This window comes from Kitasatospora sp. NPDC048239, from assembly GCF_043202015.1.
Taxonomy (GTDB): Bacteria; Actinomycetota; Actinomycetes; order Streptomycetales; family Streptomycetaceae; genus Kitasatospora.
Map to the genome: position 1 here is coordinate 168,382 of NZ_JBICZP010000012.1, position 25,578 is coordinate 193,959.

A 25,578-nucleotide genomic window follows, 5' to 3' on the forward strand; every position below is an offset into this window, starting at 1 on the left:
GACGCCGCTGCACCAAGCCGTCACCAGGACCATCCGCACCACACCCCGGGGAGGACCCGTGCACCATCTGCCACCGACCGAGGGCCGCAATCCGCGCAGCACCGACATCGACCGGCTGGACTCGCTGGGCATCCTGCGCCTCGTCAACGCCGAGGACGCCACCGTCCCCGCCGTCGTCGCCGCCGCGCTGCCCGTCCTGGCCCGCGCCGTGGACGCGGCGGTGGACGCGCTACGGGCCGGCGGGACCGTGCACTACGTCGGCGCCGGGTCCTCGGGCCGCTACGCCGTCCTGGACGCGGCCGAGCTCCCGCCCACGTACGGGCTCGAACCGGGCCGCTTCCGGGCCCATCTCGCCGGCGGCCCGGACGCGCTGACCCGTGCGGCCGAGGGTGCCGAGGACCACGAGCAGGCCGGCCGGGAGGCGCTCGCCGACGTGGCGGCGGGGGACGTCGTGGTCGGGCTGGCGGCCAGCGGGCGCACCCCGTACGTGGCGGGCGCGCTGGCCGCCGCCCGCACCGCCGGGGCCGTGACCGTCCTGGTCAGCGCCGATCCGCAGGCTCCGCTGGCGGCGCTCGCCGATCTGCACGTCTGCGTGCCGACCGGTCCCGAGGTGGTGACCGGCTCGACCCGGATGAAGGCCGGCACCGCACAGAAGCTCGTCCTGCACGGCTTCTCGACCGCGGTGATGGTCCGGCTGGGCCGCACGTACTCCAATCTGATGTCCGATGTGGCCGCCGGGAACCGGAAGCTGGTCGCACGAACGCTCACGCTGCTCGGCCAGGCCTCCGGCGCCGAACCGGCCGCCTGCCGGGCCGCACTTGACGCGGCCGGTGGTGAACTGAAGCCCGCGCTGGTGGTGTTGCTCTCCGGCGCCACCCCCGAGGCGGCCCGGTCCGCACTGGCGGCGGCCGGCGGCCAGGTGCGCGGCGCGCTCGCAGCGGTGCGGCCGGGCACGGACGCAGACGCGGGCCGACATCCCGACGGCTCCCCCGCCCGCCCGTGACCCGGCGGGCACGCAAGTGGAGCCTGCCCCAGGGAGGACCTCCGTCCATGCCCGCGCCAACGCCCCGGTGCCATCAGCCCCTTCGCGCCCTCGCCGGCCTGCTGCCCGTCCACACCGCATCCGCGTCCCAGGCACGATCGCGGCCACCACCCCCGCAGCGAATCCCCCGCCCGCCGTCACCCCGCCCCTGGGGAATGGGCCAGCGGTTACCGAATCGCCCGCCCTGACGCACGCCTCGCGGGTTGTCCTCGCCCCTGCCGACACCGCCCTCAACACCGGCGGAGCCGCCGGCGAACGCTCACCGGACTGCGGATGTCCGTGACCATCTCCTGGCTGGTCCTGGTGGTCAGCGAGCAGATCAACGCCTCCGGCGGCATCGGCTACCTGATGACCCAGGCCCGCACCTTCGGGAGGACCGATGTCGTCTTGGTCGGCCTGGTCGTCTACGGGCTGCTGGGCCTGTTCTCCGACACCCTGGTCCGCCTGCTCGAAAGGAGGGCGCTGGCATGGCGCCGCACTCCGGCCTGACCTCCGCCGGCCCGACGTCTGCTGACGTGACGCCCGTCGGCCTGACGTCTGCTCGGGCTCCGCGGGTCCGACGCCCGGGAGACCGGCCGCGCCGCCCTGGCCGAGGTCGGCCTGGCGGCCCAGGAGCGGGACTGGCCCGCGACCTCTCGGGCGGCGAGGCGCAGCGTGCGGCGCTGGCCCGGGCGCTCGTGCGGGAGCCCGAACTGCTGCTGCTGGACGAGCCGTTCGGAGCGTTGGATGCGCTGACCCGGACCCGGATGCACGCCCTGCTGCGGCAGGTGTGCGCGCGGCACCGGCCGTGCGTGCTGCTGGTCACCCACGACATCGACGAGGCGCTCGCGCTGGCCGACCGCGTCCTGGTGCTCACCGACGGCCGGATCTCACACGATCTGCGACCGGCGCGGCACGCCTCCGACGAGCGCGCCGCCTCGCACACCGCCCTGCGCACGGAGTTGCTGACCGCGCTCGGCGTCGGGCCGGATCCGGCGGAGGAGGCCTCGGCCGCCCGCGAGCCGGGGTAGCGGGAGCGGCTCGCGTCACCAGAGTGACCCGCGGAGACGGAGTGACCCGCGGAGCCGAACCGGTGCGCGGAGCCGGAGCGGGTTGGTCAGTCGGCTGACAGGAACCCGTCCACCAGGTCCACGAACCGCTCCGGCTCCTCCACCCACGGCCGGTGCCCGGACCGGGCCATCACCTCCAGGCGGCCGCCGGGCTGGCAGGCGGCCACCGCTCGGGCCGGGGAGGTGCCGATCATGCCGTCCGCCGCTCCGGCCAGGACCAGGACGGGGGTGGCGGCGGCACCCAGCCGGGCGATCCGGTGCGCGAGCGTCGCCGGTTCGGCCGAGCCCGCGTAGAAGGCCTCGCGCAACCACGGCAGGGCGGTGGCGTGTTCGGGCCGGTACTCGGCCCGGCGCTGCTCGGTCCAGGTGTGCCAGAAGAACGGCAGGATCCGCTGCTGGAGCGCCGCCGACCCGGTGCCGCCGGCGCCTCCTCCGGTGAGCAGCCGGTCGGCCTCGGCGGCGTCCCGGTACCAGGGCTCGCCGGAGCGCGCGGCCCGGAGGGCGGCCAGCTCGGCCAGGTCGGGCTCGCGGCCGGCCCGGCCGACGGGTGCGACCAGCACCGCCCGCCGCACCCGTCCCGGCCGGGCAGCCAGGTACTCCTGGGCCGTCAGGCAGCCCGCCGAGTGGGCGAGCAGGTCGAACCGCTCCAGCCCCAGATGGCGGCGCAGGGCCTCCAGGTCCCGGGCCTGTTCGACGAAGGAGACGGTGGCGCGGTCCTCGGGTACCGCCGACCGGCCGGCGGCCCGCGCGTCCACCAGTACCAGTCGGCGTCGTCGGCCGAGTCCGCCGAGGTCTCCCAGGTACCGCACGTCCATCCCCGGGCCGCCGGGGAGGACGACCAACGGCTCGCCGTCCCCGGCGAGTTCGTACCAGATCCGGCTGCTGTCGTACGAGGGGAAGGTCGGCATGCGGGAAACGATCACATGCGGGGCCGGGCGCTGTCACCAGCATTCCGCATAGTGGTCCAGACCACTATGCGGTGCCGCGATGCTGCCGGGCACCGGCCATCCGGCGGCACCGGGCGGGCGGGAGGGGATCCGCCGCGAGCAGGATGGTGGAAAGCCGTCGACCGTCCCGGCCCGCCTGCGAGGCGGACCCGCCAGCCATGGGAGTGCACCGTGTCCGGAGAGACCGAACCGAGTACCGGGAGCGGGGCGGAGCGGACCAATACCGCCGACCTGACGATGGTCGCGTTGGCCCACCGGCCCACCGGGGTGGCGGTCACCCCGGACGGGAGCCGGGTCTACCTGACCGTGCTCGACCTCCACCCGGACGGCCTCGACTTCGGCGGCGTGACCGTCGTCGAGACCGCCACCGACACCGTGACCGCGACCCTTGACCTGGGCCGAAACCCCCGCGGGATCGCGATCTCCCCGGACGGCGGCCGGGTCTACGTGCCCTCCGTCGACCCGCTCCGCGGCGAGAGCGTGCTGAACACGATCGACACCGCGACCGACACCGTCGTCGCCAGGGTCGTCCTGGGCCGCCACACCACCCCGCCGACGGGCGTGGCCCTGTCCCCGGACGGGGCGCTCGCCTACGTGGTGACGGTCCCCGGGCCCGGCCGGTCCTCGGGCGCCCTCCATGTGGTCGACACCGCGACCGGGACGGTGGCCGACCGGATCGCCGTGGGCCTCGACCCCTTCGGCATCACGGTCACCCCGGACGGGCGCCGCGCCTACGTCAGCATCTCCGGCGACGACGGCGTCGAGGTCGACCTCTCCACCCGCACCGTCACCCGCCGCCTCGGGTTCCCGTTCTCCAGCGAGTTCAGGACGGCCGTCACCGCCGACGGCGCCCGGGCGTACGTCGTCCGCACCGACAACACGGACGTGTTCGCGGTGGACCTCGCCACCCTCCAGGCCGCCGGCGCCGCCGAGACGACGGGCCTCACCACGGATGTGGCGATGGCGCCGGACGGACGCCGGGCCTACGTCACCCAGCGGCAGGGGGAGAGCGCCGCGCAGAACCTGATCGCGATCGACACCGCGACCGACCGGGTCGCCGAGTCCCCCGTCCGCTGGTCGGGTGATGCCAGCGCCCTGGCGATCGCCCCGGACGGCACCCGCGCGTACGTGGCCGACCACCACGCCGACCAGCTGGTCGTCATCCCGCTTCCCCTTCCGCCGCAGCCCTAGGCGCGGGCCTCTGCCGCCGCGGCCATGGCCGCCGGGCCGGGCGCCGGGCGCGGAGCCCCGAGCAGGCGGGTCACCCGGGCGGTGGCGACGACGGGCCGGGGGCGGTCCGGGGAAGTAGCGTGATGTGCCTGACCCGACCGCTTTGGACGGGTATCGCCAGAGATGACTTGTTCATCCCGCAGCCGGAGGTGGCCGATGGGGGTTCCAGCCGCTCGCATCGTGTTCGACGAGAGTGACCGTACGGCCGTCGCGGACGCCGTGACGGAGATGCTCACCACCGGTGCGCTGACGCTCGGCCCGTGGACGGAGCGCTTCGAGCAGGCCTTCGCCGCCGAGCACGGCGCTTCGCACGCGGTCGCCGTCGCCAGCGGCACGGCCGCCCTGGAGATCGTGCTGCGCACCGTCGGCGTCCGGGACCGCGATGTGGTCGTACCGGCCGTCACCTTCTACGCGACGGCCGGCGCCGTCCTGCACGCCGGCGGCCGGCCCGTCCTGGCGGACGTCGATCCGGAGACCCTCGCGCTCAGCCCGCAGACGCTGGAGGCGGCGCTCACCCCGGACACCGCCGCCGTGGTGCTGGTCCACATCGGGGGCCTGATCACCCCCGATGTGGACGGGCTGCGCGCGGTCTGCGACCGCCGGGGGATCCCGCTGGTCGAGGACGCCGCCCACGCCCACGGGAGCGGCTACCAGGGCCGCACGGCGGGCTCGTTCGGCCTGGCCGGCGCGTTCTCGTTCTACCCGACCAAGGTCACCACCAGTGGCGAGGGCGGCATGATCCTCACCGAGTCGGCCGAGCTCCGCGACGAGGCCAGGATCTACCGCGACCAGGGCAAGGGCTCCTTCACCACCAACCACCACGTCCGGTTCGGGGCGTCCTGGCGGATGAGCGAGCTGAACGCCGCCGTCGGCACCGTGCACCTGCGGCGGCTGAAGGAGTTCGTCGAGACCAGGCGCCGGGTCGCCCAGCGGTACGACGCCGCGCTCGTCGGCCTCGACGGCATGCGGCCCGTCCTCGAACCGGCGGGCTGCCGCAGCAACTACTACAAGTACGTCGCGCTGCTGCCCCCGGGTGTCGACCGCGCCGCGTTCAAGCGCGCCGTGGCGGAGGAGTTCGGCGTACGGCTGTCCGGCGAGGTGTACGACCTGCCGCTGCACCACCAGCCCGTGTTCGGCCCGTACCGCGGCGCGCCGCTGCCGGTGGCCGAGGACGTCTGCGCGCGGCAGGTCTGTCTGCCGGTGCACTCCGACATGACCGAGGACGAGACCGACCAGGTGATCTCGGCGGTGTCGGCCGTCCACGGCCGACTCGCCGGCTGAGCCTGCCGGACGGCCGCGCCGCCCCCCTCCGACTTTGCAAACAGTGACTTTGCAAAGTCGGAGGGCGCGCAGCGGTAGCGGTGGCGGATCGATTCGGCAAGCCAGCCGTACAAGGGCCGCCGGCCTGGTGACTTTGCAAAGTCACTGTTTGCAAAGTCGTGGCAAGCGGTCACTGCAGCAGGCGGTCACTGCAGAGAGGTCGCTGCAGAGGGTCGCTGCAAACGGGCGGCCCCGGCGAGGAGCCACGGCAAGAAGGGTCACCGCAAGCCCCGACCGGACGGCGGCCCCGACCAGAGAGCAGCCCCGACCCGGGGCTCCGGAGAAGGAGTGAGAACGTGCGCGTAGCCGTCACCGGGGGGTGCGGATTCATCGGCTCACACGTCGTGGACCGGCTGCTGGCCGCCGGGCACGAGGTGCTCGTGGTGGACACCACCGACAAGTACCTCAACACCGACGCCGAGCACGCCCGGATCGACATCCTCGACCTGCCCGCGCTGACCTCCGCCCTCGACGGCAGCGAGGTGGTCTTCCACCTCGCCGCGATGGCCGACGTCGAACAGGTCGCCGCCGACCCGGTCCGGGCCGTACGGCTGAACATCGACGGCACCGAGACCGTCCTGGAGGCGGCCCGGCGCAGCGGCCTGAGCCGGACGGTGCTGGCCAGCACCGTCTGGGTGTACGGCGCCGCGCTCGCCGAGAACCACCTGGACGGCGAGGAGCAGGAGCTCGACGAGCACGTCCCGATCGATCTCGACCACAGCGGCCACCTGTACGTCGCCACCAAGCTCGCCGCCGAGATGCTGGTCCACAGCTACCGGGAGCTGTACGGGCGGCACTTCACCATCCTGCGCTACGGAATCCCGTACGGGCCGCGGATGCGCGACGAGCTGGTGGTCGCCCGATTCGTCCAGGCGGCCCTCGACGGGCGGCCGATCACCATCGCGGGCGACGGCCGGCAGAGCCGCAACTTCGTCTACGTGGAGGACCTGGCGGACGCCCACGTCCGGGCGCTGTCCCCCGCCGCCGAGGACCAGACCTTCGCGTTGGAGGGCTCGACCGCCGTCTCCGTCCGGGACATCGCCGACACCGTCGACCGGCTGCTCGGCCCGGTGACCATCGAACACATCAAGGCCCGCGCCGCCGACTACGCCGGGCGCCGCATCTCGCACGCACAGGCGAAGCGGCTGCTCGGCTGGTCCCCGCACACCAACTTCGCGGACGGGGTGAGCCGGTACGCGGACTGGTACCGGGCCGCTTCCGGCCGCCCGTCCGGCGGGTCCTGAGCGGCCGGGACCCGTCGTGCCGCATGCACTGCTGGTGTCCGGTTCGCTCGGCCAGGGGCACGATGTGATGGCCCGGGCCTGCGCGGACTCGTTGCAGGAGCGGGGCTGGACCACCTCGACGGTGGACGCGATGGCCCTGCTGGGGCAGCGGGCCGGCGCGGCCGGGGAGGCCGTCTTCCGGCACCTGCTGGACCTGCCCGGGGTCTACGACGCCTTCCACTTCTCGGCGCTGCGGCCCGGCGCGCGGCTCGCGCTGCTCGCGGACGCGGCCGCGCGGCGGCGGCTCGGCCCGGCCCTGCGGGAGCTGGTGGCGGCGCAGCGGCCGCAGCTGGTGGTGTCGGTGTTCGCGACCGCCACCTCGGCGGTGAACGGGCTGCGGGCGCGGGACTTCCGGCATCTCGTGCTCTGTACGGACGTGACACCGCACCGGCTCTGGGTGCAGGACGGTACCGATCTGTTCCTGGTCACCTCCCAGGTGGCGGCCTGTGCGGTGCGGCGCTATCGGCCGGATGCGCCGATCGCCGTGGTGCCCGCCCCGCTGCGGGCTCCGTTCTACCGGCCGCCGGGGCGGGCGCAGGCCCGGGCGGAGCTGGGGGTGCCGGGGGGTGCGCGGTGCGTGCTGCTGATGTCCGGGTCCTGGGGGCTCGGCCCGCTCGCCCGGACGGCGGCGGCCTTGGCGGATGCCGGGCCGCACGTGCTGGCTGTCGCGGGGCGCAACCGGGAGTTGGAGCGCCGTCTGCGGCACGCGGCGGGGAGCCGGCCGCGGTTGCACCCCTTCGGTTACACCGAGCGGATCCCGGCGCTGATGGCGGCGGCGGACCTGGTGGTGACCAGTTCCGGGGACACCTGTAGCGAGGCGCGCGCGCTGGGTCGGCGTCTGCTGCTGCTGGACGTGGTCCAGGGCCATGGCCGGGACAACCTGCAGCACGAACTGGAGCTGGGCCACGCCGACGTCACCTCCGCCCGCCCGGAGGAGGTGGTCCGCAATGCGCTGGCCGCTCTGCACCGGCCGCCGCCCGGTCTGTCGGCGGGCGCGTCCCCGCTGGGGTGGCGGACGGGTTTCGCGGCGGCGCTGGATCGGGTCGGCCTGGGGACGGCGGGCGAAGTGCAGGGGTAGGGGCGTCGGGTCGCGGGTGGCACCGGGTTGCGTCCGCGGGCCGAACTCCCTTGCCGGTTGCGGTTCCTGTGGGTCAGGGGGAGTCTCGGGACGGGGCTCGGGGTGTTCGGCCGGTGTGATCCTGGGAGGCGCCGTCCGGTCGGCGCGGGCGAGATCCGAAGGAGAGACCCCAGGCCACGCTCGCGGCTGTCGGTGCCGTGTGGCACGATCCGCAGGTGACCAGCAGAGCCAGTGAATCGCAGCGGCTGAACGATCTCGCGCGGCTGCGCCGTGTCCGTGACCGGATCGACCGGGAGTACGAACAGCCGCTGGACGTCGAGGCGCTGGCCCGCGGCGCGCACATGTCGGCCGGGCACCTCAGCCGCGCGTTCCGGGCCGCGTACGGCGAGTCGGTCTACGGGTACCTGATGACGCGGCGCATCGAGCGGGCGATGGCGCTGCTGCGCCGTGGCGACCTCAGTGTCACCGAGGTCTGTTTCGCGGTCGGTTGCTCGTCGTTGGGCACGTTCAGCACGCGTTTCACGGAGCTCGTCGGCATGCCGCCCAGCGTGTACCGGCAGCAGGCGGGGGGCGTGACGGAGGGGATGCCGTCGTGCGTGGTGAAGCAGGTGACCAGACCGGTCAGGAATCGAGAAGCGCCCCCTGCTGGCCGCGGCTAGCGTGATCGTCATGGATCTCACCATTCACACCACGTTCCTCCCGCACGACGACGCGGACGCCTCGCTGGCGTTCTACCGCGACATCCTCGGCTTCGAGGTCCGCAAGGACGTCGGGTACGGCGGGCTGCACTGGATCACGGTCGGCCCCGTCGACCAGCCCGGTACGTGCATCGTCCTGGAGCCGCCGGCCGCGGACCCGGGCATCACCGACGACGAGCGCCACACCGTCACCGAGATGATGGCCAAGGGCACCTACGCCCGTCTGGTCCTGGCCACCGCCGACCTCGACGGCACCTTCGAGCAGCTGGTGGCCAAGGGCGCCGAGGTCGTCCAGGAGCCGACCGACCAGCCGTACGGGGTGCGCGACTGTGCCTTCCGCGACCCTGCGGGCAACCTGATCCGCATCAACGAGGTGCGCTGAGCCGCCTGGCGGGCGCGGACGGCAGCAGAGCCGCGTTGAGTGCGACCCCGGCGGGCGTCTGTGGGGTCGCACCGGCGGAGCGGTACCGGACGTACCGACCGAGGCCGGTCGGATGATCAGGCGAGGCGACACCGACGGAGGCCGCGAGGGCGGCCCCGCCCGACAGATGGAGACACGATGAGCAAGGCCACGAGGACGGACTCGCCGTCGCCTGTGCCGCACGCCGCCGACAGCCACGAGATGATCCGGGTGCACGGCGCGCGGGTCAACAACCTCAAGGACGTCAGCGTCGAGATCCCGAAGCGCCGGTTGACGGTGTTCACCGGCGTCTCCGGCTCGGGCAAGAGCTCGCTGGTGTTCGACACGATCGCCGCGGAGTCCCAGCGGCTGATCAACGAGACCTACAGCGCCTTCGTGCAGGGTTTCATGCCGACGCTGGCGCGGCCCGAGGTCGACGTCCTCGACGGGTTGACCACCGTGATCACCGTCGACCAGCAGCGGCTGGGTGGCGACCCGCGGTCCACGGTCGGCACCGCCACCGACGCCAACGCGATGCTGCGCATCCTGTTCAGCCGGCTGGGCGAGCCGCACATCGGTCCGCCCGGCGCGTACGCCTTCAACGTCCCCTCCGTCCAGGCGACCGGTGCGATCACCGTCGAGCGCGGTGCCAAGAAGGCGGTCAAGGCGACCTTCAGCCGCACCGGCGGCATGTGTACGCGCTGCGAGGGCCGGGGCTCCGTCTCCGACATCGACCTCACCCAGCTCTACGACGCCTCCAAGTCGCTCGCCGAGGGCGCGTTCACCATCCCCGGGTGGAAGTCCGACAGCTTCTGGACCGTGCGGGTCTACGCCGAGTCGGGGTTCCTCGATCCGAACAAGCCGATCTGCAGGTTCACCAAGAAGGAGATGCACGACTTCCTCTACCGGGAGCCGACCAAGGTGAAGGTCGAGGGTGTGAACCTCACCTACGAGGGGCTGATCCCCAAGATCCAGAAGTCGTTCCTGTCCAAGGACAAGGAGGCGCTGCAGCCGCACATCCGCGCGTTCGTGGAGCGGGCGGTCACCTTCACCACCTGCCCGGAGTGCGAGGGCACCAGGCTCAGCGAGGGGGCCCGGTCGTCGAAGATCAAGCGGATCAGCATCGCCGACGCCTGCGCGATGCAGATAACCGACCTGGCCGAGTGGGTCCGCGGCCTGGACGAGCCGTCGGTGGCACCGCTGCTCGCCGCGCTGGAGCAGACCCTCGACTCGTTCGTGGAGATCGGGCTGGGCTACCTCTCGTTGGACCGGCCGTCCGGGACGCTGTCGGGTGGCGAGGCGCAGCGCGTCAAGATGATCCGTCATCTCGGGTCCGCGCTCACCGACATCACGTACGTCTTCGACGAGCCGACCATCGGTCTGCACCCCCATGACATCCAGCGGATGAACGACCTGCTGCTGCGGTTGCGGGACAAGGGCAACACGGTGCTGGTCGTGGAGCACAAGCCGTTGACGATCGCGATCGCCGACCACGTCGTCGACCTCGGCCCGGCTGCCGGTACCGGGGGCGGCACCATCTGCTTCGAGGGGACCGTGGAGGGGCTGCGGGCCAGCGGCACCATCACCGGCCGTCATCTCGACGACCGGGCGGGTGTCAAGGCGGAGGTGCGCACGCCGGCCGGTGCGCTGGAGATCCGTGGCGCGACGGCGCACAATCTGCGCAAGGTCGATGTCGACATCCCGCTCGGGGTGCTGGTGGTCGTCACCGGGGTGGCGGGCTCCGGGAAGAGCTCGCTCGTGCACGGGTCGCTGGTGAAGGGCTCGGGGGCGGCGGGGACGGGTGTGGTGTCGATCGACCAGGGCGCGATCCGCGGCTCGCGGCGGAGCAATCCGGCGACGTACAGCGGCCTGCTCGATCCGATCCGCAAGGCGTTCGCGAAGGCCAACGGCGTGAAGCCGGCCCTGTTCAGTGCCAATTCCGAGGGTGCGTGTCCCACCTGCAACGGTGCCGGGGTCGTCTACACCGACCTGGGGATGATGGCCGGTGTCGCCACCACCTGCGAGGAGTGCGAGGGGAAGCGGTTCGAGGCGTCGGTGCTGGAGTACCGCCTCGGCGGGCGCGACATCAGCGAGGTGCTCGCGATGTCGGTGACCGAGGCCGAGGAGTTCTTCGGCTCCGGGGAGGCGAAGACGCCGGCCGCGCACGCCGTCCTCCGGCGGCTGGCCGATGTCGGGCTCGGCTATGTCAGCCTCGGGCAGCCGCTCACGACGCTGTCCGGTGGTGAGCGCCAGCGGCTCAAGCTGGCCACCCACATGGCGGAGAAGGGGGGCGTCTACGTCCTCGACGAGCCGACCACGGGCCTGCACCTCGCCGATGTGGAGCAGTTGCTCGGTCTGCTCGACCGGCTCGTCGACTCGGGGAAGTCGGTCATCGTGGTCGAGCACCACCAGGCGGTGATGGCGCATGCCGACTGGATCATCGACCTCGGCCCGGGGGCCGGCCACGACGGTGGCCGGGTGGTGTTCGAGGGCACGCCCGCCGAGCTCGTCGCCGCCCGGTCGACGCTCACCGGCGAGCACCTCGCGGACTACGTGGGCGCCTGACCGCGGAGCCGGGGTCCGCTGCTTGGCACGTCGTGTCGGGGTGGCATGTCGTGTCGGCGTGGCGCGTCGCGTCCGGGTGGCGCGTCAGGTCGCTCCGGCATGACGTGCCTGGCGCGCTGTGTCTGCGTGTCGCGCCTGGCACGTCATGCCTGGCACGTCGCGCCTCGGTGGCATGACGTGCCCTGATGGCATGGCGCGCCAGGCCTGGTGTGTCGCGCAGGCTTCCCGGGCACGGCAGGTCAGGCACGATGTGCCGTCTCGGCACGACGTGCCACGTCCGTGCGCGGTGGCGCGCCGTGCCGAAGTGGCACGTCGTGCTCGTGCAGGGGGCCGAGGACGAGGCCGCGGTCGCGGCAGTGGGCCGTGATGAGGGGGAGGGCGCCGAGGGTGGAACGCCAGGAGTCGGGGGCCGAGGTGCAGTCGGAGTCGTGCAGGAGCAGCGTGCCGCCGGCGGTGAGGCCGGGGCGGGCGGTGGCGAGGACGGAGTCCGGCGAGGCGTCCGCCGTCCAGTCCCGGCCCCAGGCGGTCCACAGGACGGTGCGCAGGCCCAGACGGTGGGCGGCGTGGGCGAGCCCGGCGGTCAGGACGCCGTAGGGAGGGCGGTACCAGAGCGGGCGGGCGCCGCACAGCTCGGTGACGGCCTCGGCGGTGCGGCGCAGTTCACGCAGATCGCGGGCGGGGGCCGGGTACCACTGCTCGCGGTGTCGCCAGCCGTGGACGGCGACCTCGTGGCCGCGGTCCACCAGCTCGCGGCCGAGGGCGGGGGAACGCTCCAGCATGTCGCCGAGCAGGAAGAAGGTGGCCCGCACGCCGAGCGCGTCCAGGGCGTCCAGCACGGACGGGGTGCTGCGCGGGTCGGGTCCGTCGTCGAAGGTCAGGGCGACGTGGTGCGGGGCCGATCCGTAGCCGGCGGTGCGCCGGGCGACCGTGTGGCGGACGAGGTCCAGCCGGACGGCGGCCGGGGCGAGGTGGAGCAGTTGGACCGCCGCCCCGGCCGTGGCGGCCCACCCGGTGGCCCGTAGTGCGCCGCGGAGGGCGGGAGGGCGGCTGAGAGGACGGGCGGTAGGGCGGCCGGGAGAGCAGGCTGCGCGCTCCCGGTCCATCAGCCGAACCTGGACGCCATCCGCCGGAACACCCCCGGTGCGGCGCCGTGGATGCGGGCGGGGAGGCCGAGCCAGCGCGGGACGAAGGGCCGGTCGCAGGAGGTGGTGATGGTCGCGAGGACGGCGTCCGCGACCCGCTCGACGGCGACCGGGCGCGGGCGTTCGCGCTGGTAGGGGGTGCCTCGGCGGGCGAAGAACGGGGTGTCCACCGGGCCGGGCAGGACGATCCGCACGCCCACGCCGGTGCCGCGCAGCTCGTACCAGAGGCTCTCGGCGAACATCGCCAGCCCGGCCTTGGTGGCGGCGTAGGCGGCCTCGTCGCGCACGCCGACCTGGCCGGCCACCGAGCCGAGCAGGACGATCCGCCCGCGCCGGCGCTCCAGCATGCCGGGCAGCAGGAGCCGGACCAGGCGCAGCGGGGCTGCCAGGTTGACCTCCAGCATCCGGTCCAGGGCGTCGGACGGGGTTTCGGCGAAGGGCCCGCGCCAGCCGAGGCCGGCGCTGGCGACCAGTGCGTCGACCCGGCCTGCGGTGGCGAGGGCGGCCTCGGCGAGGCGTTGCGCGCCGTCCGGTTTGGCGAGGTCCTCGGGCAGCGGGTGGCCGCCGGTGCGGGCGGCGACGTCGTCGAGGCGGCCGCGGTCGGTGCCGGAGAGCAGGAGCCGCCAGCCGGCTGCCGCGAGACGGTCCGAGGTGGTCGCGCCGATGCCTGAGGAGGCTCCGGTGACGAGGGCGACCGGCGGTTGCGGGTGTGCCGACCGCCGGGACCGTTGAGGGGCTTCGTCCGCCATGGTCTCCTACCGCTCTCCGGGCGCCTCGCCGTCCACGGGGTCGGGGACGGGCCGTCCGGCACGATCTGTCCGGGGTTCCCGGTCTGGAACGGTCCGAGGTCCCCGGTGTAGGGCGCCTGATCGGAGCCGTGCCGTCCGGGTGGTTTCCTCCGGAATGTCACCATCCCATGGCTCTGGTGGCCGGGCTACCGGGGCCGGGCCGCCGCCTCGGTGGCCGCCGCCAGCGGCTGCCGGGGGTCCGGTGCCACCTCGGCCTCCACCTCGCCGAAGCGGGCGAGTACGAACGTCCCGCCCACTGCGACGGCGAAGCCGGTGAGTGCCGACCAGGCGTACCCGGGCCGGGCCGCGTCACCGAGTGCGGCCACGCCGACCAGCGCCGGACCGAAGGTCTCGGTGACCGTCCCGGCGGCCGTCGCCGCCGTCACCGTGCCGCGTTGCAGGGCCAGCGCGTACGCCAGGTAGCCGCCGAGGCCGCCGAGAGCGAGGGCGTACGCGGCGGGGTCGGTGAACAGGTCGGCGGGCCCGGCGATGTCGAGGACCCGGACGGCCAGGCTGGTCACGCCGAAGCCGACCCCGGCGAGCAGACCGAGGCCGGCCGCCGCGGCGTTGCCGGCCCGGCGGGCGAGCAGGACGGTGAGCAGCAGCATCAGGACCGTGGTCGCGAGCAGCGCCCAGTGGAACACCGGACCGGCCTGTTCGCGGCCCTCGTGGCCGGAGCCCAGTGCGAGCAGGGTGAGGCCGACGACAACGGCGGCGATCCCGAGCAGGTCACCGCGGCGCAGCCGGGCGCCGAGCAGCCAGACGGCGGCGAGGGCGGTCACCGCGAGGCTGGCGTTGGTGACGGCCTGGACCAGGAAGAGCGGCAGCCTGCGCAGTGCGACGATGCTCAGCGCGAACCCGCCGATGTCCAGGGCGGTGCCGAGCAGGAACTGCCAGGACCGCAGGAGCGCGGCCAGGAGGCCGACCTGCACCCGGTCCGCTCGGGGGGCGGACCGGGCACCGCGTGCCTGGAGGACCGACCCGAAGCCGAAGCAGGCGGTCGCGACCAGCGCGGTGGTGAGTCCGAGCAGCATGGCTCTCCCAGCCTCGGGGGCAGGATCCACCACCAGTCTCTGCCCGGCGGCACGGCGGCGCGACGGCACGGAGGCACGGAGGCACGGAGGCACGGAGGCACGACGGCACGACGGCACGACGGCACGACGGCACCCGGGGTGCCCCCGGGCCGGGGGTCAGGGTTTGAGGGCGGCGGCCGCGTAGGCGGAGGACTCGATGTCGGTGACGGCGGTGTCGTCGGGGTGGTCCGGGCGCCAGCGGGGGGTGGGGACGAGCCCGGGGGCGATGACGTCCCAGCCGGTGAAGAAGCGGGTGAAGTCGTGTCGGCTGCGGACCCGCAGGGCGGTGCCGGCCGCTTCGTAGATGCTCACCAGTCGGGCGATCCGGCCGGGCGCGAAGTCGGCGGTGGCGTGGGACATCACCAGGGCGCTGCCGGGGACGAGTGCGGACTTGAGGTGGTCGACCAGCTCGTAGGCGCCGCGCGCGTCGGGGACGAAGTGCAGCAGGGCGTTGAGCGAGAGGCCGACGGGGCGGTCCAGGTCGAGGGTGTCGCGCAGCCGGGGGGAGGCGAGCAGGGCGGCCGGATCGGTGGCGTCGGCCTCCACGTAGGCGGTGCGGCCCTCGGGGGTGCCGGTGAGCAGGGCCTGGGCGTGTGCGAGCACGATCGGGTCGTTGTCGGCGTAGACGACCCGGGCGCGCGGGTTGATGCGCTGGGCGATCTCGTGGAGGTTGGGCGAGGTGGGGATGCCGGTGCCGATGTCGAGGAACTGGTCGATGCCGGCGAGGGCGAGGGCCCGGGTGGAGCGGTGCATGAAGGCCCGGTTGGCCCGGGCGGCGGCGCGGATCCAGGGGACGACGGCGAGTGCCTGGCCGGCGGCCTCGCGGTCGGCGGCGAAGTTGGTGAAGCCGCCGAGGAAGTAGTCGTACATCCGCGCCGAGTGCGGAACGTTCAGGCGGAGGTCCACCCCGTCGTACTCGTTCATCCTTGCCCCTCCCGCCCCGCGCACCCCTCGATTGCTGCCCACGGTACCGGTGAGCCAATCACCGTTCGTCTCCGGCCAGTTCTGGTCGCAGGCCGGTAGCAGCACCGGATGAGATGACAATCTGTATTCGGAAGGAAGCCTGGAGTGACAGGACGGGGGGACTGAGGATGGGGGGCACACAGCTCCCGCCCACGCGGCCCGGCGCACAGCCGGCGGTCGCAGAAAGCAGGCCCGATGACGATCGACAGGGGTGCCCACTCCTACGGGCGCCGGGGAGGCCCGGCGGTGGAGGACAACGGCGAGCAGGCCGAGGCCGTCCGGATGGGGTTGGCGTACACGGCGTTCTGCGAGACCCATGAACCGGCCTGGCGGTCGCTGGCACTGACCCGGATAGGCAACCGGGCGGACGTGACGGCGGTCGTCGAGGCGGTCAAGGACGACCTCGCCCGTTCCTGGGCGCATGTGCTGCGGTTCGAGGAACCCGCCGCCTACGCCTGGCGACTGGCGAACCGTCAGGTAGCCGACCGGGTGGCCGGGTCGGAGCCGGTGGAGGTGGAGGCCGTCACCTTCGCCGCGGTGATCGGCGCCTTCAAGGACGTCGCCAAGGGCCTGCTCCGCAACGAGGCGGACGAGGTCAGGCTCTACGCGGCGATTCTCGAACTACCGGACCGACAGCGGGATGTGGTCATCCTCCGCTATCTGCTGGGCCTGCACGTCAAGGTGATCGGCGCCTATCTGGACCGGCCGGTGGCGACCGTCCACTCCAACCTCCGGCACGCCCGGGAGCGGCTGGGCCGGCGGCTCGGCGTCCCGGACCTGCCGGACCACGGGGGCGCGCCGTGATCCCGGGAAACCCGCCCGAGATCCTGGCGGCTCCCGCGCCTACTGAGGCCGAGGCGGAGGCTGAGGCGGGAGCGGTTCGGGAGCGGCCGCCGGGCGACGGCCTTGCCCCGCTGCGGGTCCCGCGACCGGAGCGCGCGCACGCCCTGCGGATCGCGGCGCTGCGCCGGGCGCGGCTCACCGCGGCCCCCGCGCATCTGCCCTCCGAACACGAGCAGGCGGCGTTCGAGCTGGGCCTGGTGGTCGCCCTGGTACTGGGTGCGCCGGACGCCTCCCGGGGCCTGGACCTGCTGGTCAACGCGCGTCGGATCCAGCCCGAGGGCGCCGAGGTGTTCGGCGCGCTGCTGTACGCGACAGGGCGCGCCGACGGCGCCGAGTTCTGGTGGCGGTTCGCGGCCGGCTCCGGCAGTCGGACCGCCGCGTACTGCCTGCACCTGTACCACCTCAAGCTCGGCGAGGCGGACGACGCCGACTACTGGCGGGCGTGGTCGGACCAGCTCGCCGCGACCGCCCGTCCGCCGGGCCTGCGCCCGCTTCGGGTCGGTCCGCCGCTGCTGCCGGACGACGTGCGCCGTGACATCCTCTCCCGCTGCCACCGGGGGCTGGCGCCGCAACTGCCCCCGGCCCTGGTGGAGGTGATCGACCGGCTGCCGGTCGGTGACGGCGAGGACGGTGGCGGCGGTGCGGGCGACGACCACGGTGGCGGAGGTGCGGACGACCGGGGTGCGCCGGAGGACGAGGTGCCCTGCCCGTGGGACCTCACCTCGGATACGACCTCCGGTTGTTCCTGGGACCCGGCGGGGTGAACCGCCCGGGGAGCGGGCCGCGCCCCTCTTTCAGGTGAGCCCGCTCCGCTCCCCCGGCCGGCCTGCCGGCCGCCGGTCCGACCCGGGTCAGCCGGCTTCGGTCTCGCGGCCGTCGCCTTCGGCGGCCGGCGGCAGCGCGTCCCAGGAAGGTGCCTCCCCGGGCTGCGGGGTGCCGGCCGGGGCGCGGTGGACGAGGTAGTGGTGCGGGGCCATCGCGGTGTCGTGGCCGGGGAGTTCGGCGATCACCGCGCGGTGCGCGGCGGCCGGCGTCAGCGCCGGGTCCGCGGTGGCGAGACGGGCGGTCAGGCGCCCGTCGGCCACCGTCACCTGCACGGCGACGCCCGGGCCGAGGGCGTCACCGACCAGCGCGCGGACGGCGGCCAGGTCGATCCAGCAGCCGTCGATCCGGTGCCAGTCACCGTCCCGGCCGACCGGCCGCAGCCCGGTCAGCGCGGGCAGCTCCGCGAGCGGCACCGGGCCGAGCGCGGCGGCCTTCAGCACGGCCAGGAGCCCGTGGGCGAACTGTTCGGCCTCCGCCCGGTCGAGCACCTGCGGGCAGGCGACCAGCACGAACTCCAGCCGGCCGGCGATCCGCAGGATGTTGAACATGATCCGGACCGGGATCCGCTGGTCGGGCAGCCAGAACAGCTCGGGGTCGCTCTGCGGGGCCGGGCGGGACTCCGAGACGGCCTCGGGGATGGTCAGGCTGAGGTCGTTCACCACCACCTGGCGGGCGAAGCGGGCGCCGCGCCGGTGGGCGACGTCCTCGATCAGCTGCCAGACCTTGCCGGCGTCGAGGGTGCTGTGCCAGTAGCCGGTGAAGGAGGCGGCCTTGGCCCGGCCGATCAGCTCGTCCAGGTCGGTGGCATCCGTGTCCAGGGCGATCAGCGCGTCCTGGGCGAGGGTACCGATGTGGTCGGCCATCACGGAGCGCTGGCGGTTGGCCGAGAGTGCGGCGAACAGCAGGTCGGACCGGCCGGCCCGCTGCGCCACCAGGGCGGAGAAGGCGGCGAGCAGCACCACGGACGGGCTGCTGCCGGTGCGCACGGAGGCCGCGGCGAGGTCCTCGGCGGCCGACCGGGAGCGCAGCAGGGCGACGCCGACGGCCTCGGCCGGCCCGGTGATGCGGGAGTCGGCGAAGACCGCCTGCGGTCCGGTGGTGAGCAGCCGCTCCCAGTGCTGGAGGGAGGCGGCGGCCTTGCGCCGGCCCTGGGCGGTCGCCTCCTGGGCGGCGACCTCCAGCGGGGTGCGGGCGGTGGAGGGCGGCAGCTCCTTGCCCGCGGCGAGGTCCGTCCAGTCCTGGATCAGCAGGGTGGCGGCGGCGCCGTCCGCCCCGGCGTGGCAGACCACCACGATCAGTCGTAGGACGAGGTCGGCCTGGGTCAGCAGGGTGAAGCGCAGCCGGACACCGGTGGTGAGGTCGAACGGGACGGCGACGTCCGCGCGCGCCAACTCGTCCGCGAGCTGATCGAGTTCGGCACCCTCACGGGAGCCGGCGTCGATCGCGGTGACGGTGAACTCGCCCTCGCCGCGGACCTCCTGGCGGTCGGGGAAGCCGTCGGGGCCGGGCGGGAAGACGGTGCGCAGCGACTCGTGGCGCTCGGCGAGGGCGCGCAGGGCGTCGAGGGCCGCGGGGAGGGTGGTGCCGTCGGGCACGGGCCAGACGGATTCCTTGTTGATCTGCTCGGGGGCGTCGCTCCGGATGCAGCGGATCATGTTGTCCTGGCCGAGCGTGAGCGGTCCTGAGCCGCTGCTCGCGCCGCCGAACCGGACCGTGATCCGTCGGGGGTCTGTCACGTGGCACGCGTCCTTCGGGTCGCCGGGCCTGAGCGGGGTGCGGTGGATCCGGTCCGGACGCTACCGGCGGCCCGGAAGATTGGTCTACGCCAGAAAGCTGGGATGGAACGGGGGGCGTGAAGCCCTGTTGCCGATGGTTCGCCGATTGACGGGCCATCAGTTGATTGGTCATCAATCAGGGTGCGAGAGGCGTCAGTTCGGGCACCAGGTGCGCCGACCAGTACCGCCGCCGGACTTCGAACGGGCGGTCGCCGACGGCGGCCACGGCGGCGTGGAAGGGTCCGGGGACGGGGATGTCCCGCACCCAGCACGGCCCCTCCCCCAGTGCGCCCACCGTGTCCAGGCGCAGTGGCGCCGGGCCGGCCAGCGGCAGGCCGAAGCCCTGGACGAGCCGTCCGCCGTAGGCCTTGACGCAGGCTTCGCGCCGGCTCCACAGCCGGGTGAAGCGTGCGGCGCGGGCGCTCGGCGTGGCGGCCCGGGCGATGAACTCGGCTTCGGCGCGCGGGAAGTAGCGGTTGGCGATGCGGGCCGCGACCCGTTCGTCGCGGAGCTCCTCGACGTCCGCGCCGACCTGGCGCCCGTCGGCGATCGCCAGGACGGCAAGGGCGCCGGAGGCCGAGTAGCTCAGCTGGAGCGGGCCGTTGTCGACGGCCGGTTCGGGTTTTCCGTGCGGGCCGTACCGCCAGGCGAGTTCGGCGGGGTGCAGGCCGAGTCGTTCGGCGGCGATCAGCCGTACCACGCCGTGGACCACGGTGAAACGGCGCCCGATCAGCACGTCCTTGTCCGCGCGGGCGCGTTCGCCGGGGTCGAGCACGGTCCGCAGTCGGTGGACCACGGGGTCGGGCTGGTCGGTCGGGATGACCCAGAGATCCACCTGGTCCGGGGTCATGGCCCGGCCCGGAGGGTCAGGGTGCTCAACAGTCCGAGCCGGCGGTCGAGGGCGGCGACCAGGACGGGGCCCGGCCGTGGCGGATCGGACCGCGTCGGATCGGGCTGCGGCGGATCGGGCTGCGGCGGCTGCGACTTTGGCGGCTGCGGCGACCGGTCGGACAGGTGCTCGGCGAGTTGCGTCCACACCCCGGTGAAGGGCTGCCCGGCGATCGGAGGCTGCGCACCGGCGACGTCCGGCAGGCCCGGGCCGACCAGGACGAGCGTCCCGGAGCCGAGCTCCCCGGCCTCGGCGGCGAGCTGCTTCGAGGCGGACTCCTCGTCGGCGGGCTTTGTTTGACGGATCGTCAGTTCGCAGTCCGGATCCTTCTCACAGACCAGGACGACCACGCAGTGCCGGTCGGGCAGGTCGACCGGCTCGGCCGGCCGGTAGTGCAGCGCGGTCTGCTCGGCGAGGACCACCACCACCCGGTCGAAGCCGCTCCCGCCGGACGTGAAGTCGGCGGCGAGCTGAAGTGCGGTGAAGGCCGCCGCCGTGCCCTCGTCGCAGACGGCGAAGGCCAGCGGCGAGCCCGGGCAGAAGCGGCTCAGGTGGATCGAGGCGGGCGCCCCGGGTCGGACGTCGGGCGAGTCGAAGGCCAGGATCAGCAGGTCGACGGGCTTGCCGTCGGCCACCGCCTCGCGCAGCGGGCCCTCGGCCATCTCGCCGTAGGAGTGTCCGACACCCTCGTCGAGCAGGTCCTCGCGCAGCGGCAGCCCGTGCGGGCGGACCAGGTCCGAGACGAACACCCGCAGGTCCGGGTCGAGGGAGGTCTCGGATCTGCCGTCGACGTAGCGGGTCACGGCCTTGGCGATGCGCAGACCGGCGGGCACCCCGGTCAGTCCTCGGGGATGATGTGCGCGGCGACGAAGTCGGCCAGCCTCGTCACCGAGCGCAGGTCGTCCTCGCCGATCTGCTCGACGTCGACCTGGATGTCCAGGGACTCCTCGATCTCCAGGATCAGCTCGATGGTGCCGGCCGAGGTGAGTCCGAGGTCGTCGAAGAGGCAGGCGTTCTCGGGGATCTCGGGGAGCTCGCGCTTCAGTACGCGCGGCAACAGCTCGCCGATGCTCCGGAGGATCCGGTCCCGAAGTTCGACATCAGTGGTCTGGACCGCGGGGTCTGACATGGGTGTCCCGTCCCGTCGTGCGAAGGAAGTGGCTGGGTGCGGCAGGCGGCGGCGATCGCCCTCGGGGGCCGTCCGGTCCGGCGGTGCGTCAGTGTTCGACGGCCATGGCGGAGAAGGTGGCCCCGATGCCGGCGGCGGCGATCAGGTAGCGGTCGCCGGGCTGGAGCAGCCCCCGCGTGGTGGCGGTGTGAAGATTGATCAGGCTGTCTGCAGCGAAACTGTGCCCGACCGCGGCCACGTTGTCCAGCACGACCTTCTCCAGCGGGAAGCCGATCCGCTTGGAGATCATCCGCCAGGAGGCCTGGTTGACGTTGTGCGGAAGGATCGCGGCGAGGTCCGAGAGGTCCAGACCTGCCTGGTCGAGGGCGGCCTCGACGGCCTCGATCATCACCGCCGGGTACTCCCGCTGGTAGCGGGCGAGCAGATCCGGATCCTCGGCCAGCCGGCCGTCGAACTCTGGCCGGTGGCGGACGGCGTAGGAGAGCACGCGGTTGCGCTCGCCGGCGGCGCTCACCAGACAGGCGGCAGCGCCCTCGGCGAAGATCCCCGTCTCGGGCACCACCTGGGCGTCCTTGGTGAAGGTCTTCTCCCCGGCCAGGACCAGGGCCAGCGCCTGCGGGTCCGGATCGGCGGCAAGCAGTCGGCCGGCCACGTCGACGGCCAGCAGGCCCACCGCGCAGGCGTGGTGGGTCACGGTGAAGGCCCGGGCGTGGGCCAGCCCGTACCGGTCGAGCAGTTGGTGCAGGGGGTTGAACGGATAGGGCTCGGCCACCGGCATGCTGCGCGCGTGCACCACGAACCGTACGTGGTGCTCGCGTCCGCGCAGCTCCGGCAGGGCCTCGACGGCGGAGCCGAGCAGGTCGAGCAGCGTCCCGTCCGGGTCCAGGCGCAGCTGGTCCAGGCCGTGGAAGCGGCGGAAGAGTCGAAGTTGACGTGGGGTCAGGCCGATGCGTTCGCCCACCGCCTCAATGGGCACGGTCTGGTGGGGAAGGTGAACGGCCACTGCCTCCAGTGCTGTCACCCGGGCTAGTATTCCGACGCCCGACGGGTCGCACAAGTGATCTCGGGCCGTTGCGCACCTCATCCGCCCCCGTGCCGTCGAGCAGGTGGAGCTCTCCTGATGACCGATCGTATACCTCCGGATTTTCCTGACGCGGTGTCCCCTGAACTGGTGGAACTGCTGGTCAGAGCGGCCGAGGCGCCTCCCGAGTGGGCGGCGCTGGTGACCCCGCGGGCCCGCCTGGACGGTGACCTGCTGCTGGACGAAATCGAACTCGAACAACTCGCGGAGCTGTTGCGCGAACGGTTCGGCCCGGCGGCCGATCTCGGTGCGCTGCGCGCCGGACTGGACCTGGCCGGCCTGGAGGAACTGACGGTGGAACGGGTCCAGCGACTGCTTGAGGAGGTGCGGGGATGAGCCGCTTCCTGCTGGTGGTGCCGCCGCTGACCGGGCACGTCAATCCGACCGTGGGGATCGCGCGGGAGCTCCGGGCGCGCGGGCACGAGGTGGCCTGGACCGGGACGGAGTCCGTGCTGCGCCCGCTGCTCGCCCCCGGGGCGCAGGTGCTCGGGACGGGCACCCGGGCGTTCCGCGCGCAGGGCGGGCACGGGCTGGCGGCCCTGCGCTCGCTCTGGGAGGGGTTCATCGTCCCGTACGCGCGGTTCACCGCGAAGCCGCTGGACGCGGCGGTGCGGGAGTACCGGCCGGACGCCCTGCTGGTCGACCAGCACACGCCGGCGGGCGCGCTCGTCGCGCACCGGCACGGGCTGCCGTGGGCGAGCCTGGCCCCGGGTGCGATGGAGCTGGGGCGGCCGCTGCGGGCGCTGCCGCAGGTGGAGGCCTGGATGACCGGGCTGCTGCAGGGGCTGTGGCGGCGGGCCGGGCTGCCCGAGGAGGAGTACACCGACCCGCGGTTCTCGCCGCGGCTGGTGCTGGCACTGACCGGTCCGGCGCTGACCGGCGCGACGCCGTTCCCGGAGCACTACGCCCTGGTGGGGCCGGTTCTGGCGGAGCGTCCGGCCGACCCGGCCTTCCCCTGGGAGCGGCTGGAGCCCGGGCGGCGGCGGGTGCTGGTCACCATGGGCACGCTGGCCGGGGAGCTCGGTGCGGACTTCCTCGCCAGGGCCGTCCGGGCGCTGGAGCTGTGCGGCCGCGACGTGCAGGCGGTGGTCGCCGCGCCGCCCGAGCTGCTGCCGCCTCTGGCGCCGGACACGGTGGCCGCGGCGCGGGTGCCGGTGCTGGAGCTGATGCGGCGCGGCGCGTTGGACGCGGTGCTCTGCCACGGCGGGATGAACACCGTCGGCGAATCCCTCGCCCACGGGATTCCGCTGGTCACCGCGCCGATCCGGCACGACCAGCCGTTCGTGGCGGCGCAGCTCGCGGCGACCGGCGCGGGCCTGCGGGTGCCGTTCGCGCGGGTGACGCCGGATCGGCTGGCGGCCGCGCTGCGGACCGTTCTGGAGTCAGACGCCCACCGGGAGGCGGCGGTTCGGACGGGGGCCGCACTGCGGGCGGGCGGCGGGGCGGTCGCGGCCGCCGATCGGCTTGAGGCGCTGGTCACAGCAGGGGAACAACACGTGAATCCATTGGTCTAGGCCATTGTTTCCGGGGTGCCGGAGACCCTAGGGTGGCGAACGGCACCACTTTCCCAGGCGCTCCGGCAGCCCATCCCCGTACGGGAGTTCTGGCTTGATCGAGACCAAGGGACTTCGCAAGTCCTATCCGTCCAAAAAGCGCGGCCAGGCCGCTGTCGACGCCGTACGCGGCATCGACCTGGACGTGGCTGCAGGTGAGATCTTCGGCTTCCTCGGCCCCAACGGCGCCGGCAAGACGACCACCATGCGCATGCTCGCCACGCTCATCCGGCCCGACGGCGGCGACGCCCTGATCGCCGGCGCCGACCTGCGCGCCGACCCGGCCGAGGTGCGGCGGCGCATCGGCTACGTCGCCCAGGGCGGCGGCACCACCGACACCGTCACCGCCCGCGAGGAGCTGGTGCTCCAGGCGCGGATGCACGGCACCGGCAAGGCCGAGGCGCTCCAACGCGCCGAGCAGGCCCTGCAGGCCTTCGAGCTCACCGAGTTCGGCGACCGCCCGTGCCGTACCTACTCCGGCGGCCAGCGCCGCCGGCTGGACATCGCACTCGGCGTCATCCACTCGCCCCGCGTGCTGTTCCTGGACGAGCCCACGGTGGGCCTCGACCCGGCCAGCCGGGGCCACGTGTGGGCGGAGATCCGCCGCCTGCGCACCGAGGGGATGACCGTGGTGGTGACCACGCACTACCTGGAGGAGGCCGACGCGCTCTGCGACCGGGTGGCGATCGTCGACCACGGCGAGATCGTCGCCGAGGGCACCGCCGAGACGCTGAAGCGGGAGATCTCCGGCGACGTCGTCCTGGTCGGCCTCGCGGCCGGGGAGGCCGAACGCGCGGCCAAGGCCCTGCAGGAGCAGACCTACCTCCACCGGGTGGAGGTCCAGGGCGAGGACGGCCTGCGGCTCTACCTGGACGACGGGGCCGCCGCGATACCGCGGCTGCTGCGCGCCCTGGACGCGGCGGGCGTCGTACCCGGCACCGTCCAGCTGCAACGGCCCAGCCTGGACGACGTGTTCCTGGCCCGCACGGGCCGCTCGATCGAGCAGTCCTGACCATCCGCGATCCCGAAGGGCCCTGATGAAGCTCGCCCGCGACACCTGGCTGGTCTTCCAGCGGCAGCTGCTGCTCATGTGGCGGACACCGATCTGGATCGCCGTCGGGGTGATCCAGCCGGTCTTCTATCTGCTGTTGTTCGCTCCGCTGCTCAAGAAGGTGCTGGCGCCGATGGGCGCGACCACCTACGCCGAGGCCTACCAGATCTACGTGCCCGGCCTGTTGGCGGTGCTGTGCATCTTCGGCGGCCTGTACACCGGGTTCAGCCTGCTCGGCGAGCTGAAGGCCGGCATCATCGAACGGTCCCGGGTGACGCCGGTGAGCCGGCTGGCCCTGCTGCTCGGCCGGGCCCTGCGCGAGACCGTGGCGCTGCTGGTGCAGGCCGTCATCATCACGCTGATCGCGCTGCCCTTCGGGCTGCGGGTGGGCGTGGGGGACCTCCTGCTGGCCTATCTGCTGCTCGGCCTGCTGGCCCTGATGACCTCGGCGATCTCCTACGGCATCGCGCTGGTGCTGCCGGCCCCCGAGGCGATGGCCCCGGTGGTGAACACCATCGCGCAGCCGATCGGACTGCTCTCCGGGGTGCTGCTGCCGCTGGCGCTCGCGCCGATGTGGCTGCAGTCCATGGCCAAGTGGAACCCCTTCTACTGGGCCGTGGAGGGCATGCGGGCGCTGTTCTCGGGCCACGCCGGGGACAACGCGGTGTGGCAGGGGCTGCTGGTCGTGGGTGTGATGACCGTCGTCTCGGTGTACTTCTCGGCCCGGCTGTTCTCCACCCGGGTCCGCTGAAGCGTGCCCGCCAGGGCGCTCCGGGCCGGGCCTTCCGGGCAGGGCTCGCGGCCCGCTCGGGCGGGTCGGCCCGGTCCGCTCGGGCACTTGTCAACTCTTGCCG

Annotated in this window: 25 protein-coding genes and 1 pseudogene; 16 read left to right on the forward strand and 10 right to left on the reverse strand. The window is 73.6% G+C overall.

Annotated elements, in window-relative coordinates; genetic code table 11:
* Nucleotides 1-58: 58 nt before the first annotated feature.
* The 3 genes and pseudogenes from ACGFZP_RS28310 to ACGFZP_RS28320 all read left to right on the forward strand — a co-directional run.
* Entirely contained in the window at nucleotides 59-1,003 is a 945-nt protein-coding gene (locus ACGFZP_RS28310) for an N-acetylmuramic acid 6-phosphate etherase (RefSeq protein ID WP_392938470.1), read from the forward strand.
* A gap of 213 nt (nucleotides 1,004-1,216) precedes the next feature.
* Nucleotides 1,217-1,531 (forward strand): ABC transporter permease subunit, encoded by a 315-nt coding sequence (locus ACGFZP_RS28315; protein ID WP_392938699.1) that lies wholly within the window; start codon nucleotides 1,217-1,219, stop codon nucleotides 1,529-1,531.
* A gap of 48 nt (nucleotides 1,532-1,579) precedes the next feature.
* A pseudogene (locus ACGFZP_RS28320) lies at nucleotides 1,580-2,052 on the forward strand (ATP-binding cassette domain-containing protein); the annotation flags it as partial.
* 86 nt (nucleotides 2,053-2,138) lie between these two features.
* On the opposite strand, the gene ACGFZP_RS28325 reads toward ACGFZP_RS28320, so the two are convergent.
* Complete coding sequence (locus ACGFZP_RS28325) at nucleotides 2,139-2,999, reverse strand: alpha/beta fold hydrolase (RefSeq protein WP_392938472.1); 861 nt, start codon at nucleotides 2,997-2,999, stop codon at nucleotides 2,139-2,141.
* A 210-nt stretch (nucleotides 3,000-3,209) separates the two neighbouring features.
* Between ACGFZP_RS28325 and ACGFZP_RS28330 the strand changes: the two genes are divergently transcribed.
* From ACGFZP_RS28330 to ACGFZP_RS28360, 7 genes are all read left to right on the forward strand, one after another.
* Complete coding sequence (locus ACGFZP_RS28330) at nucleotides 3,210-4,229, forward strand: YncE family protein (protein ID WP_392938475.1); 1,020 nt, start codon at nucleotides 3,210-3,212, stop codon at nucleotides 4,227-4,229.
* A 219-nt stretch (nucleotides 4,230-4,448) separates the two neighbouring features.
* Nucleotides 4,449-5,549, forward strand: coding sequence for a DegT/DnrJ/EryC1/StrS family aminotransferase (locus tag ACGFZP_RS28335; protein ID WP_392938478.1), 1,101 nt, complete (start codon nucleotides 4,449-4,451; stop codon nucleotides 5,547-5,549).
* A 335-nt stretch (nucleotides 5,550-5,884) separates the two neighbouring features.
* Nucleotides 5,885-6,832 carry an NAD-dependent epimerase/dehydratase family protein gene (locus ACGFZP_RS28340; protein ID WP_392938481.1) on the forward strand — a complete coding sequence of 316 codons (948 nt, stop codon included), beginning with the start codon at nucleotides 5,885-5,887 and terminating at the stop codon, nucleotides 6,830-6,832.
* Between the two features lie 16 nt (nucleotides 6,833-6,848).
* Nucleotides 6,849-7,949, forward strand: coding sequence for a hypothetical protein (locus tag ACGFZP_RS28345; protein ID WP_392938484.1), 1,101 nt, complete (start codon nucleotides 6,849-6,851; stop codon nucleotides 7,947-7,949).
* Nucleotides 7,950-8,164: 215 nt separating this feature from the next.
* Nucleotides 8,165-8,608 (forward strand): helix-turn-helix transcriptional regulator, encoded by a 444-nt coding sequence (locus ACGFZP_RS28350; protein ID WP_392938485.1) that lies wholly within the window; start codon nucleotides 8,165-8,167, stop codon nucleotides 8,606-8,608.
* Between the two features lie 10 nt (nucleotides 8,609-8,618).
* Nucleotides 8,619-9,029: a VOC family protein gene (locus ACGFZP_RS28355; RefSeq protein WP_392938486.1), complete on the forward strand. Its 411-nt coding sequence runs from the start codon at nucleotides 8,619-8,621 to the stop codon at nucleotides 9,027-9,029.
* Between the two features lie 177 nt (nucleotides 9,030-9,206).
* Nucleotides 9,207-11,612 (forward strand): ATP-binding cassette domain-containing protein, encoded by a 2,406-nt coding sequence (locus ACGFZP_RS28360; RefSeq protein ID WP_392938488.1) that lies wholly within the window; start codon nucleotides 9,207-9,209, stop codon nucleotides 11,610-11,612.
* 239 nt (nucleotides 11,613-11,851) lie between these two features.
* Here ACGFZP_RS28360 and ACGFZP_RS28365 read toward each other — a convergent pair whose 3' ends face one another.
* From ACGFZP_RS28365 to ACGFZP_RS28380, 4 genes are all read right to left on the reverse strand, one after another.
* Nucleotides 11,852-12,715 (reverse strand): polysaccharide deacetylase family protein, encoded by an 864-nt coding sequence (locus tag ACGFZP_RS28365; protein ID WP_392938490.1) that lies wholly within the window; start codon nucleotides 12,713-12,715, stop codon nucleotides 11,852-11,854.
* Nucleotides 12,715-13,503 (reverse strand): SDR family NAD(P)-dependent oxidoreductase, encoded by a 789-nt coding sequence (locus tag ACGFZP_RS28370; protein ID WP_392938491.1) that lies wholly within the window; start codon nucleotides 13,501-13,503, stop codon nucleotides 12,715-12,717. The genes ACGFZP_RS28365 and ACGFZP_RS28370 overlap by 1 nt, the downstream gene beginning before the upstream one ends.
* Nucleotides 13,504-13,688: 185 nt before the next feature.
* A complete protein-coding gene (locus ACGFZP_RS28375) occupies nucleotides 13,689-14,576 on the reverse strand; it encodes a hypothetical protein (protein ID WP_392938493.1) in 888 nt (295 codons plus the stop codon).
* Nucleotides 14,577-14,732: 156 nt separating this feature from the next.
* Nucleotides 14,733-15,539: an SAM-dependent methyltransferase gene (locus ACGFZP_RS28380; protein ID WP_392938495.1), complete on the reverse strand. Its 807-nt coding sequence runs from the start codon at nucleotides 15,537-15,539 to the stop codon at nucleotides 14,733-14,735.
* 234 nt (nucleotides 15,540-15,773) lie between these two features.
* Between ACGFZP_RS28380 and ACGFZP_RS28385 the strand changes: the two genes are divergently transcribed.
* Together ACGFZP_RS28385 and ACGFZP_RS28390 are read left to right on the forward strand one after the other, a co-directional pair.
* Nucleotides 15,774-16,382 carry an RNA polymerase sigma factor gene (locus ACGFZP_RS28385; protein WP_392938497.1) on the forward strand — a complete coding sequence of 203 codons (609 nt, stop codon included), beginning with the start codon at nucleotides 15,774-15,776 and terminating at the stop codon, nucleotides 16,380-16,382.
* A complete protein-coding gene (locus ACGFZP_RS28390) occupies nucleotides 16,379-17,185 on the forward strand; it encodes a hypothetical protein (protein ID WP_392938500.1) in 807 nt (268 codons plus the stop codon). The genes ACGFZP_RS28385 and ACGFZP_RS28390 overlap by 4 nt, the downstream gene beginning before the upstream one ends.
* 87 nt (nucleotides 17,186-17,272) lie before the next feature.
* Here ACGFZP_RS28390 and ACGFZP_RS28395 read toward each other — a convergent pair whose 3' ends face one another.
* From ACGFZP_RS28395 to ACGFZP_RS28415, 5 genes are all read right to left on the reverse strand, one after another.
* A complete protein-coding gene (locus tag ACGFZP_RS28395) occupies nucleotides 17,273-18,982 on the reverse strand; it encodes a condensation domain-containing protein (RefSeq protein WP_392938503.1) in 1,710 nt (569 codons plus the stop codon).
* A 175-nt stretch (nucleotides 18,983-19,157) separates the two neighbouring features.
* Nucleotides 19,158-19,871: a 4'-phosphopantetheinyl transferase family protein gene (locus ACGFZP_RS28400; protein ID WP_392938506.1), complete on the reverse strand. Its 714-nt coding sequence runs from the start codon at nucleotides 19,869-19,871 to the stop codon at nucleotides 19,158-19,160.
* Entirely contained in the window at nucleotides 19,868-20,743 is an 876-nt protein-coding gene (locus ACGFZP_RS28405) for a hypothetical protein (RefSeq protein WP_392938508.1), read from the reverse strand. Before ACGFZP_RS28405 ends, ACGFZP_RS28400 begins: the two co-directional genes overlap by 4 nt.
* Before the next feature lie 5 nt (nucleotides 20,744-20,748).
* Nucleotides 20,749-21,039, reverse strand: a complete 291-nt coding sequence (locus ACGFZP_RS28410) for an acyl carrier protein (protein ID WP_392938511.1) — start codon at nucleotides 21,037-21,039, stop codon at nucleotides 20,749-20,751.
* An 88-nt stretch (nucleotides 21,040-21,127) separates the two neighbouring features.
* Nucleotides 21,128-22,060: a 3-oxoacyl-[acyl-carrier-protein] synthase III C-terminal domain-containing protein gene (locus ACGFZP_RS28415; protein WP_392938512.1), complete on the reverse strand. Its 933-nt coding sequence runs from the start codon at nucleotides 22,058-22,060 to the stop codon at nucleotides 21,128-21,130.
* A gap of 135 nt (nucleotides 22,061-22,195) precedes the next feature.
* Here ACGFZP_RS28415 and ACGFZP_RS28420 point away from each other — a divergent pair, with 135 nt between their 5' ends.
* The 4 genes from ACGFZP_RS28420 to ACGFZP_RS28435 all read left to right on the forward strand — a co-directional run bounded on the left by ACGFZP_RS28420 (nucleotide 22,196) and on the right by ACGFZP_RS28435 (nucleotide 25,475).
* Nucleotides 22,196-22,456 (forward strand): hypothetical protein, encoded by a 261-nt coding sequence (locus ACGFZP_RS28420; protein ID WP_392938515.1) that lies wholly within the window; start codon nucleotides 22,196-22,198, stop codon nucleotides 22,454-22,456.
* On the forward strand, nucleotides 22,453-23,634 hold the full coding sequence (locus tag ACGFZP_RS28425) for a glycosyltransferase (RefSeq protein WP_392938518.1): 1,182 nt from the start codon (nucleotides 22,453-22,455) through the stop codon (nucleotides 23,632-23,634). The genes ACGFZP_RS28420 and ACGFZP_RS28425 overlap by 4 nt, the downstream gene beginning before the upstream one ends.
* Nucleotides 23,635-23,728: 94 nt before the next feature.
* Nucleotides 23,729-24,685 carry an ATP-binding cassette domain-containing protein gene (locus ACGFZP_RS28430; protein WP_392938520.1) on the forward strand — a complete coding sequence of 319 codons (957 nt, stop codon included), beginning with the start codon at nucleotides 23,729-23,731 and terminating at the stop codon, nucleotides 24,683-24,685.
* 25 nt (nucleotides 24,686-24,710) lie between these two features.
* Nucleotides 24,711-25,475, forward strand: coding sequence for an ABC transporter permease (locus ACGFZP_RS28435; protein WP_392938523.1), 765 nt, complete (start codon nucleotides 24,711-24,713; stop codon nucleotides 25,473-25,475).
* The last annotated feature ends 103 nt before the right edge of the window (nucleotides 25,476-25,578 follow it).

What these genes read in the sequence shown, in the direction of transcription:
- ACGFZP_RS28325 (WP_392938472.1), bottom strand. Translation starts at nt 2,999, where the DNA reads ATGCCGACCTTCCCCTCGTACGACAGCAGCCGGATCTGGTACGAACTC.
- ACGFZP_RS28355 (WP_392938486.1), top strand. Translation starts at nt 8,619, where the DNA reads ATGGATCTCACCATTCACACCACGTTCCTCCCGCACGACGACGCGGAC.
- ACGFZP_RS28360 (WP_392938488.1), top strand. Translation starts at nt 9,207, where the DNA reads ATGAGCAAGGCCACGAGGACGGACTCGCCGTCGCCTGTGCCGCACGCC.
- ACGFZP_RS28365 (WP_392938490.1), bottom strand. Translation starts at nt 12,715, where the DNA reads ATGGACCGGGAGCGCGCAGCCTGCTCTCCCGGCCGCCCTACCGCCCGT.
- ACGFZP_RS28370 (WP_392938491.1), bottom strand. Translation starts at nt 13,503, where the DNA reads ATGGCGGACGAAGCCCCTCAACGGTCCCGGCGGTCGGCACACCCGCAA.
- ACGFZP_RS28375 (WP_392938493.1), bottom strand. Translation starts at nt 14,576, where the DNA reads ATGCTGCTCGGACTCACCACCGCGCTGGTCGCGACCGCCTGCTTCGGC.
- ACGFZP_RS28380 (WP_392938495.1), bottom strand. Translation starts at nt 15,539, where the DNA reads ATGAACGAGTACGACGGGGTGGACCTCCGCCTGAACGTTCCGCACTCG.
- ACGFZP_RS28385 (WP_392938497.1), top strand. Translation starts at nt 15,774, where the DNA reads ATGACGATCGACAGGGGTGCCCACTCCTACGGGCGCCGGGGAGGCCCG.
- ACGFZP_RS28400 (WP_392938506.1), bottom strand. Translation starts at nt 19,871, where the DNA reads ATGACCCCGGACCAGGTGGATCTCTGGGTCATCCCGACCGACCAGCCC.
- ACGFZP_RS28410 (WP_392938511.1), bottom strand. Translation starts at nt 21,039, where the DNA reads ATGTCAGACCCCGCGGTCCAGACCACTGATGTCGAACTTCGGGACCGG.
- ACGFZP_RS28425 (WP_392938518.1), top strand. Translation starts at nt 22,453, where the DNA reads ATGAGCCGCTTCCTGCTGGTGGTGCCGCCGCTGACCGGGCACGTCAAT.
- ACGFZP_RS28435 (WP_392938523.1), top strand. Translation starts at nt 24,711, where the DNA reads ATGAAGCTCGCCCGCGACACCTGGCTGGTCTTCCAGCGGCAGCTGCTG.